Here is a 3206-nt window from a genome sequence, read left to right as displayed (position 1 = left end):
GCGGGGTGGTGGGTGGCTGGTCGTTGCTTGAGAACTGCACAGTGGACGCGAGCATCTGTGGCCAAGTTTTTAAGGGCGCACGGTGGATGCCTTGGCACCAGGAACCGATGAAGGACGTGGGAGGCCACGATAGTCCCCGGGGAGCCGTCAACCAGGCTTTGATCCGGGGGTTTCCGAATGGGGAAACCCGGCAGTCGTCATGGGCTGTCACCCGCTGCTGAACACATAGGCAGTGTGGAGGGAACGAGGGGAAGTGAAACATCTCAGTACCCTCAGGAAGAGAAAACAACCGTGATTCCGGGAGTAGTGGCGAGCGAAACCGGATGAGGCCAAACCGTATGTGTGTGAGACCCGGCAGGGGTTGCGCATGCGGGGTTGTGGGATATCTCTTTCATCGTCTGCCGGCGATGAGACGAGTCAGAAACCGTTGATGTAGGCGAAGGACATGCGAAAGGTCCGGCGTAGAGGGTAAGACCCCCGTAGCTGAAACATCAGCGGCTCGTTTGAGTTATTCCCAAGTAGCACGGGGCCCGAGAAATCCCGTGTGAATCTGGCGGGACCACCCGCTAAGCCTAAATATTCCCTGGTGACCGATAGCGGATAGTACCGTGAGGGAATGGTGAAAAGTACCGCGGGAGCGGAGTGAAATAGTACCTGAAACCGTGTGCCTACAAGCCGTGGGAGCGTCGCGCATCGAGCTTGCTCGGTGCGTCGTGACTGCGTGCCTTTTGAAGAATGAGCCTGCGAGTTAGCGGTGTGTAGCGAGGTTAACCCGTGTGGGGAAGCCGTAGCGAAAGCGAGTCCGAACAGGGCGTTTGAGTTGCACGCTCTAGACCCGAAGCGGAGTGATCTAGCCATGGGCAGGTTGAAGCGGAGGTAAGACTTCGTGGAGGACCGAACCCACCAGGGTTGAAAACCTGGGGGATGACCTGTGGTTAGGGGTGAAAGGCCAATCAAACTCCGTGATAGCTGGTTCTCCCCGAAATGCATTTAGGTGCAGCGTCGTGTGTTTCTTGCCGGAGGTAGAGCACTGGATAGGCGATGGGCCCTACCGGGTTACTGACCTTAGCCAAACTCCGAATGCCGGTAAGTGAGAGCGCGGCAGTGAGACTGTGGGGGATAAGCTCCATGGTCGAGAGGGAAACAGCCCAGAGCATCGACTAAGGCCCCTAAGCGTACGCTAAGTGGGAAAGGATGTGGAGTCGCAGAGACAACCAGGAGGTTGGCTTAGAAGCAGCCACCCTTGAAAGAGTGCGTAATAGCTCACTGGTCAAGTGATTCCGCGCCGACAATGTAGCGGGGCTCAAGCGTACCGCCGAAGTCGTGTCATTGCGATATGTACCCCCAACGGGGATCGTGATGGGTAGGGGAGCGTCGTGTGCCGGGTGAAGCAGCCGCGGAAGCGAGTTGTGGACGGTTCACGAGTGAGAATGCAGGCATGAGTAGCGATACACACGTGGGAAACGTGTGCGCCGATTGACTAAGGGTTCCTGGGTCAAGCTGATCTGCCCAGGGTAAGTCGGGACCTAAGGCGAGGCCGACAGGCGTAGTCGATGGACAACCGGTTGATATTCCGGTACCCGCTTTGAAACGCCCAATATCGAATCAGACGATGCTAAGGCCGTGAAGCCGCCCCTGATCTCTTCGGAGTGAGGGGGAGTGGTGGAGCCGCCGGTCCAGATCTGTAGTAGGTAAGTGATGGGGTGACGCAGGAAGGTAGTCCAGCCCGGGCGGTGGTTGTCCCGGGGTAAGGGTGTAGGACGCACGGTAGGCAAATCCGTCGTGCATATAGTCTGAGACCTGATGCCGAGCCGATTGTGGTGAAGTGGATGATCCTATGCTGTCGAGAAAAGCCTCTAGCGAGTTTCATGGCGGCCCGTACCCTAAACCGACTCAGGTGGTCAGGTAGAGAATACCGAGGCGTTCGGGTGAACTATGGTTAAGGAACTCGGCAAAATGCCCCCGTAACTTCGGGAGAAGGGGGGCCACATCCGGTGATCACTTTTACAGTGTGAGCTGGGGGTGGCCGCAGAGACCAGCGAGAAGCGACTGTTTACTAAAAACACAGGTCCGTGCGAAGCCGTAAGGCGATGTATACGGACTGACGCCTGCCCGGTGCTGGAACGTTAAGGGGACCGGTTAGCTCCATTTCGGTGGGGCGAAGCTGAGAACTTAAGCGCCAGTAAACGGCGGTGGTAACTATAACCATCCTAAGGTAGCGAAATTCCTTGTCGGGTAAGTTCCGACCTGCACGAATGGCGTAACGACTTCTCGACTGTCTCAACCATAGGCCCGGTGAAATTGCACTACGAGTAAAGATGCTCGTTTCGCGCAGCAGGACGGAAAGACCCCGGGACCTTTACTACAGTTTGATATTGGTGTTCGGTTCGGCTTGTGTAGGATAGGTGGGAGACTGTGAAGCGGCCACGCCAGTGGTTGTGGAGTCGTCGTTGAAATACCACTCTGGTCGTGCTGGATGTCTAACCTGGGTCCGTGATCCGGATCAGGGACAGTGTCTGATGGGTAGTTTAACTGGGGCGGTTGCCTCCTAAAGGGTAACGGAGGCGCCCAAAGGTTCCCTCAGCCTGGTTGGTAATCAGGTGTTGAGTGTAAGTGCACAAGGGAGCTTGACTGTGAGACCGACGGGTCGAGCAGGGACGAAAGTCGGGACTAGTGATCCGGCGGTGGCTTGTGGAAGCGCCGTCGCTCAACGGATAAAAGGTACCCCGGGGATAACAGGCTGATCTTCCCCAAGAGTCCATATCGACGGGATGGTTTGGCACCTCGATGTCGGCTCGTCGCATCCTGGGGCTGGAGTCGGTCCCAAGGGTTGGGCTGTTCGCCCATTAAAGCGGTACGCGAGCTGGGTTTAGAACGTCGTGAGACAGTTCGGTCCCTATCCGCTGTGCGCGTAGGAGTCTTGAGAAGGGCTGTCCCTAGTACGAGAGGACCGGGACGGACGAACCTCTGGTGTGCCAGTTGTCCTGCCAAGGGCATGGCTGGTTGGCTACGTTCGGGAGGGATAACCGCTGAAAGCATCTAAGCGGGAAGCCTGCTTCGAGATGAGGACTCCCACCTCCTAGAGAGGGTAAGGCTCCCAGTAGACGACTGGGTTGATAGGCCGGATATGGAAGCCCAGTAATGGGTGGAGTTGACCGGTACTAATAGGCCGAGGGCTTGTCCTCAGTTGCTCGCGTCCACTGTGT

The 3206-nt window shown here is 57.1% G+C and carries 1 rRNA gene; it reads left to right on the top strand.

Features of this window, described 5'->3' with window-relative positions:
- The first annotated feature begins 59 nt into the window (after positions 1-59).
- Positions 60-3185, top strand: a 23S ribosomal RNA gene (locus ACIQMR_RS38175).
- Positions 3186-3206 lie beyond the last annotated feature (21 nt).

Origin of the sequence: Streptomyces sp. NPDC091376 (genome assembly GCF_044757085.1) — a bacterium.
In the GTDB taxonomy this organism is placed as follows: Bacteria; Actinomycetota; Actinomycetes; order Streptomycetales; family Streptomycetaceae; genus Streptomyces; species Streptomyces pratisoli.
The sequence above is the reverse complement of the archived record's forward strand: the minus strand, read 5'-3'. Positions and strand labels throughout refer to the sequence as shown.